The organism is Streptomyces sp. NPDC090442 (assembly GCF_044769405.1).
Taxonomy (GTDB): domain Bacteria; phylum Actinomycetota; class Actinomycetes; order Streptomycetales; family Streptomycetaceae; genus Streptomyces.
In genome coordinates this window covers 1-5,482 of record NZ_JBIVXW010000163.1, presented here as the reverse complement: position 1 = coordinate 5,482, position 5,482 = coordinate 1, and the positions used below count along the sequence as shown (strand labels likewise).

The 5,482-nt window shown below is 69.2% G+C and carries 6 protein-coding genes and 1 pseudogene; 5 read left to right on the top strand and 2 right to left on the bottom strand.

The window, feature by feature from the left end:
* Positions 1–179 (bottom strand): GH25 family lysozyme (locus ACIQU6_RS43680; RefSeq protein ID WP_403488144.1); only part of this gene is annotated, 179 nt, incomplete at its 3' end.
* A 352-nt stretch (positions 180–531) separates the two neighbouring features.
* On the opposite strand from ACIQU6_RS43680, the gene ACIQU6_RS43675 reads away from it, so the two are divergent.
* The gene (locus tag ACIQU6_RS43675; protein ID WP_403488142.1) at positions 532–810 is read left to right on the top strand and encodes a hypothetical protein; all 279 of its coding nucleotides are present in this window, start codon (positions 532–534) and stop codon (positions 808–810) included.
* Positions 811–834: 24 nt separating this feature from the next.
* On the opposite strand, the gene ACIQU6_RS43670 is transcribed toward ACIQU6_RS43675, so the two are convergent.
* Complete coding sequence (locus tag ACIQU6_RS43670) at positions 835–1,563, bottom strand: hypothetical protein (protein ID WP_403488140.1); 729 nt, start codon at positions 1,561–1,563, stop codon at positions 835–837.
* 17 nt (positions 1,564–1,580) lie between these two features.
* Here ACIQU6_RS43670 and ACIQU6_RS43665 point away from each other — a divergent pair, with 17 nt between their 5' ends.
* From ACIQU6_RS43665 to ACIQU6_RS43650, 4 genes and pseudogenes are all read left to right on the top strand, one after another.
* A complete protein-coding gene (locus ACIQU6_RS43665) occupies positions 1,581–2,870 on the top strand; it encodes a recombinase family protein (RefSeq protein WP_403488138.1) in 1,290 nt (429 codons plus the stop codon).
* Positions 2,871–2,918: 48 nt separating this feature from the next.
* Positions 2,919–3,869 (top strand): annotated as a pseudogene (locus ACIQU6_RS43660) (AMP-binding protein); the annotation flags it as partial.
* Positions 3,866–4,618: an enoyl-CoA hydratase family protein gene (locus ACIQU6_RS43655; protein WP_403488136.1), complete on the top strand. Its 753-nt coding sequence runs from the start codon at positions 3,866–3,868 to the stop codon at positions 4,616–4,618. The pseudogene ACIQU6_RS43660 and the gene ACIQU6_RS43655, both read left to right, overlap by 4 nt.
* Complete coding sequence (locus tag ACIQU6_RS43650) at positions 4,606–5,235, top strand: TetR/AcrR family transcriptional regulator (RefSeq protein ID WP_403488134.1); 630 nt, start codon at positions 4,606–4,608, stop codon at positions 5,233–5,235. The genes ACIQU6_RS43655 and ACIQU6_RS43650 overlap by 13 nt, the downstream gene beginning before the upstream one ends.
* Positions 5,236–5,482: the final 247 nt, after the last annotated feature.

Below are 5,482 nucleotides of genomic sequence, written 5' to 3'. Positions count from 1 at the left end.
CACAGGAAGTGGTAGAAGCCCACGACGAGCCCGTTTCGGCGGGCTTGGGCGGCCTGGGCGGACTGGCGGGGGTTGATGTACGACGTGCCCTCGGTCGCCTTGACGAACACGAAGTCGCGGCCGTTGGTGTTGTAGGTGCTCGGCTGGTACGAGGAGACGTCGATACCTCTTACGGTCATGTGGGTGCCTTCCATTAATGAGAAAACGCCCGGCACTGTGCGCACGGGCGTCGTGGTAGGTGGGGCTGAATTTGCACTGTGGGGCTAGTAGTTCAATGAGTGGGCGAAACGAGGAAGTGCTCCGCAGGTAAGGAAGTTGCCGTTTCATCGGCTTCCGGGTTTTCGTCACCGCATTCCGCCGAGCCAGTTACGGTAAGTCGCACAGTAGTGCTGACCTGCGTAAACATGGATGGATGGACGTCGTGGCCCTTCCAGTCGCGACAGATACAGATCTCCCGTAGCTTCGAACTACGGGGGTTCCGCTGTGACAGCGAACACTCATCCCAACTCAGGAATCCAGGGAGGCAGAACCATGCCTGTAACCATGCACATCGACTCGGTCGAGCCTCAGCAGGTCGGATCGAACGATGACGTCATCTTCCACGGGCAGAACCTTGGCCTGGCGACTAAGGCGAGGTTCACCGAACCGGACAAAAAGAAGGTAGACATTAAAGCCGAGGCGAGAGAGGCGGGGAAGGAGGCCCTTTCGTACAGCCCCAATAGCGTGCCCGCCGGGCACGGTAAGGTCCAGCTGGTTGACAGTGACGGTCAAGTCAGTAACGAGCTGGACATCGACTTTGTGCCTAGGTGAGAGCCTGCACGGGTAACCGGGCTGTCAGCCAAGGCCGGCCCAGTAGCAGGTCTGGCTGTCAGCCATGTCGGTCAACTTCATCGTGGCCGGCAGGGTGGTGAGCGTGGTCGAGGTGGTCTGGAGCCAGCGGTGCACACCGTTCACGTCGGCGGCCTTCGCGCCGGAAGTGGTCGCCGTAGCGCCCCAGTTCGTTGCGGCGAGGTACGGCACGGTGGTGCCGGTGCCCTTGATCAGAATCGCCACGTAGTAGCTCCCGGCGGCGAGGTTGACCGATGCGGACAGCGGTAGGACCGCCATTTGCCCGCCGGCGTTGTGGGTTTCGGGCAGTGAGGCGGTGACGTTGGCGGTCTGGGCGACGCGGGCGAGGGTCTTGCCGTAGATGCCGAGGTACGCGGCCGACACCGTCGAGTTGGGCTTGTCGTAGCCCATGACGTGAATGGCGACCTTGGTGACCGTCGCCGCGGTACGCAGGGGGACGCCTACGAGGTAGAGGCGGCCGGCCTCGCTGGGCATGTCGCCCGGTGTCCGGGAGTCGGCTCCCAGGTCGTACCCCCAGGCGCGCAGGCCGTAGTCGTCGGGCAGCCACGCACCGGGCAACGTCGGTGCGGTGGCGGGGAGTTGGGTGGTAGGGACTTTGCCGGACGCGTCGAGGCTGGCGACGCCCGCGGCTGCACCGCGGGTGCTGGCGGCCAGTGCGCCGACGTCGGCCGCCGCCAGGACCACGGCCCCCGTCTTCCCGGCGACGGACGTCACGGGGATACCGGACGGCCGTGGGGCGGTTCAACCGCGCCATCCTCTTTGACCTCGCAGTCTTCGAAAGTGACCGCGCCGGCGAACAGTGGAAGGAAACCCACGCGCACCGACGTGCAATGAAACTGCCTGCCACTGGCCGGCCGAGATTCGGGTACATCTGGCACCCGCGACGGGTCCCTGACCCCACCGCGCCCGGTGGAATCCGGCTACAAGAAGAACGCTACGAGCCACACCAGGACCACGGGCCCATCGCGGTGGAGCTGTACGAACGGAAGATCGCACGCAAGGGATTCGCGCACCTCGCACACTGGCTCAACGACGAGTTGGGCGTCCGAACCATGCGCGGCAACCGGTGGGCAATCAACAGCGTGCAGCGGTACCTCGACTCAGGGTTCGCCGCCGGCCTGCTCCGCGTTCACGACCCCGAGTGCACCTGCAAGCTAGGGCAAGACCACTTCGCAACCTGCAAGTTCGGCCGCATGCTCTATATCCCCGGAGCGCAGCCGGCCCTCATCACGCCCGAGCAATGGGAGGCATACCAGGAACACCGCAAAGAGACGAAGGCGACGCCCCCGCGGGCCCGCTCCGCCACCTACACAACCACCGGCCTAAAGCGCTGTGGACACTGCCGTGGTACAGCGGTTGCTCGATCCGGCCGCGCTCCGGCGGGAGGCTGGATTCGCGGGCACACATTCGTCTGCTTCAACCACAAGAACAAAGGCAAATCGGCCTGCGGGCCGGGCCTTTACGTACGTCGTGACGAAGTCGAGAAGGAAGTCGTCAACTGGCTCGCCCGTGACGTGGCCGCGGAAATTGACGCCGCTCCAACTGTGGCCGTGGAAGGGGCGCCACTTCCGGACCCGCGGGCCCGGGCAGCCGAAGAGCGGGCCCGCGTGCAGGCCGAACTCGCCAAGACCGATGCGGCACTCGACCGACTCGTCACTGATCATGCCCTTGACCCGGACAAGTATCCGGCTGACACCTTCGCCCGCGTACGGGACCAACTCACCGGCAAGAAGGGAGCGTTGATCAACGATCTTGAGGCGTTGGCCGAGGCCGAGTCTGCACCCGCCCGCGCTGACTTCCGGCCCCTAGCAGTTGGCCTGCTTGCTGAGTGGAAATCCATCTTGCCAGTGGAGAGGAACGCGATACTGCGGCAACTCCTCCGGCGCATCGTGGTCACCACCACCAAGAGCGACCAGGGCGCACAGTGGCGCCTCGACGCTGCGTACGAGTTCCACCCAGTGTGGGAGCCCGACCCGTGGGCCGACCGTCAGAGCACGAATCATGCAGGCGCGCTTGATTGATTCCGTGCTCGCTGACACCCTCTAGAAGTCCGCGCACAATGCACGGAGGGGGGGCCAGTGCTCGCGTGTCCTTTAAAACCACTGACCCACATCTACGGGCTCACCGCCCTGATGAACGCCCCCCTCCGCCACGGCGCCACCGTCGTCGTGCTGCCCCGCTTCGACCTCCGCCAGTTCCTGACCGCCATCCAGGAACACCGCATCACCGACGTCTACGCCGCGCCCCCGATCGTCCTGGCGCTCGCCAAGCACCCGATGGTCGACGCGTTCGACCTGACCTCCCTCAAGCGCCTGGTGTGCGCCGCCGCCCCGTTGGACGCCGAACTCGCCGCCGCCTGCGCCCGCCGGCTGGGCCTGCCCGCCGTCCTCCAGGCGTACGGGATGACCGAACTCTCCCCGGGCACCCACGTCGTACCGCCCGACGCCGCCTCCCCGCCACCGGGCGCCGTGGGCACCCTCCTGCCCAGTACGGAAGCGCGCGTCGTCTCCCTGGAGACCGGCCGGGACCTCGGCCCGGGCGAGAGCGGCGAGATCCTCATCCGCGGACCGCAGGTGATGAAGGGCTATCTGGGACGCCCCGCCGAGACCGACGCGATGATCGACGCCGACGGCTGGCTGCACACCGGCGACATCGGCCGGGTGGACGCCGACGGCTGGCTCCATGTCGTCGACCGGGTCAAGGAGTTGATCAAGTACAAGGGCTTCCAGGTCGCCCCCGCCGACCTGGAGGCGCTGCTGCTCGCCCACGAGGCCATCGCCGACGCGGCCGTCATCGGGGTCGACGACGAGGACGGCAACGAGGTGCCCAAGGCGTTCGTGGTGCGCCAACAGGGGGCCGCCCTCACCGCCGACGAGGTCATCGCCTACGTTGCAGGCCGGGTCGCCCCCTACAAGAAGGTGCGCCGGGTGGAATTCCTGGACAGCGTCCCGCGCGCCACCACCGGAAAGATCCTCCGGCGCGAACTGCGCGCCAGGGAAAGGAGTTCGACGCCCCGATGACGGACGTGGAGCGCGCCCACGAGCGCGGAATCACCACCCTCACCCTCAACTCCCCCCACAACCGCAACGCCCTCTCCACCCGCCTCGTCACCGAGCTGCACCGGGCCCTCGCGGACGCGGCCGCCGACGACGCCGTCCGGGCCGTGGTGCTCACCCACACCGGCACCACCTTCTGCGCCGGCGCGGACCTCTCCGAGGCCGCCGCCGGCGACGCCAAGGACGGCCCGCTGGGCCTCGCCCGCCTCCTGCGCGCCCTCGTGGAGCTGCCCAAGCCGGTCGTCGCCCGGGTCACCGGCCACGCCCGCGCCGGCGGCCTCGGCCTGCTGGGCGCCTGCGACCTCTCCGTCGCCGGCCCCGAGACCACCTTCGCCTTCACCGAGGCGCGGCTCGGTCTCGCCCCGGCGGTCATCTCGCTGCCCCTGCTGCCCCGTATGGACGCCCGGGCCGCCACCCGCTACTACCTCACCGGCGAGAAGTTCGGCCCCGCCGAGGCGGCCCGGATCGGCCTGGTCACCCTGGCCGCCGACGACGTCGACGCCGAACTGGCGCCCCTCCTGGACGGGTTGCGCAAGGGCTCCCCCCAGGGGTTGGCCGAGTCCAAGAAGCTGGTGACCGCCCCGGTCCTGGCCGCCTTCGACCGCGACACCGACGCGCTCGCCGAACGGTCCGCGCGGCTCTTCGGCTCCGCGGAGGCCCGCGAGGGCATGACCGCCTTCCTGGAACGACGGGCCCCGGCATGGGCGCGCTGACCCCCGCCCGCGGCACCAAGGAGCCCCAGCAGGAACGCAGCCGCGCCACCCGGCTCAGGCTGCTGGAGGCCGCCGTCGCCTGCCTCGCGGAGCGCGGCTGGACCGGCAGCACGGTCTCGGTCGTCGCCGAGCGGGCGGGCGTCTCCCGGGGCGCCGCCCAGCACCACTTCCGCACCCGCGAGGACCTGTTCACCGCGGCCGTCGAGCACGTCGCGGAGAAGCGACAGAGCGCGCTGAAGGCGGCACTGGCCCACGAGTTGCCTCCGGCCGGGTCGCCGGCCCGTACCTCACGCATCGTCGAGGAACTCGTCGGCCTCTACACCGGCCCCCTCTTCCGCGCCGCGCTCCACCTGTGGGTGGCGGCCTCCGACGAGGCCCAACTCCGCGACCGGGTCACCGCGTTGGAGGCCCGCGTCGGCCGCGAGGCGCACCGCACGGCGGTGGCCCTCCTGGACGCCGACGAGTCCGTCCCCGGCGTCCGCGAAACGGTCCAGGGGCTCCTCGACATGGCCCGCGGGCTGGGCCTGGCGAACCTCCTCACGGACGACTCGGCCCGCCGCCAGCGGGTGGTCACGCAGTGGGCCCGCGTTCTCTCCGAGGTGCTGCGGCCCACGTGAGCCTGCGGCTGGCTGTGGCTCACGTTGTTGGCTGCCCCGCCGTGGTTGTTGTTCTTTGCGCCTGCGGCGCCGGTCCGCCGGTCCGCTGCGCTGGGCGGGTCGAGTTGTCCGCTGCCGGTCCGCTGCGCGGTGCCGAGCCGCTGCGCGGGGCTGTTGGGGTGTGGTGACGGGCCGGAGGGGTGGGGGTGCCAGACTGCTTCGCTTTACGTCTGGCACCCCCACCCCGCCCGGCCGGGGCCCCCCGGGG

What these genes read in the sequence shown, in the direction of transcription:
- ACIQU6_RS43675 (WP_403488142.1), top strand. Translation starts at nt 532, where the DNA reads ATGCCTGTAACCATGCACATCGACTCGGTCGAGCCTCAGCAGGTCGGA.
- ACIQU6_RS43655 (WP_403488136.1), top strand. Translation starts at nt 3,866, where the DNA reads ATGACGGACGTGGAGCGCGCCCACGAGCGCGGAATCACCACCCTCACC.
- ACIQU6_RS43650 (WP_403488134.1), top strand. Translation starts at nt 4,606, where the DNA reads ATGGGCGCGCTGACCCCCGCCCGCGGCACCAAGGAGCCCCAGCAGGAA.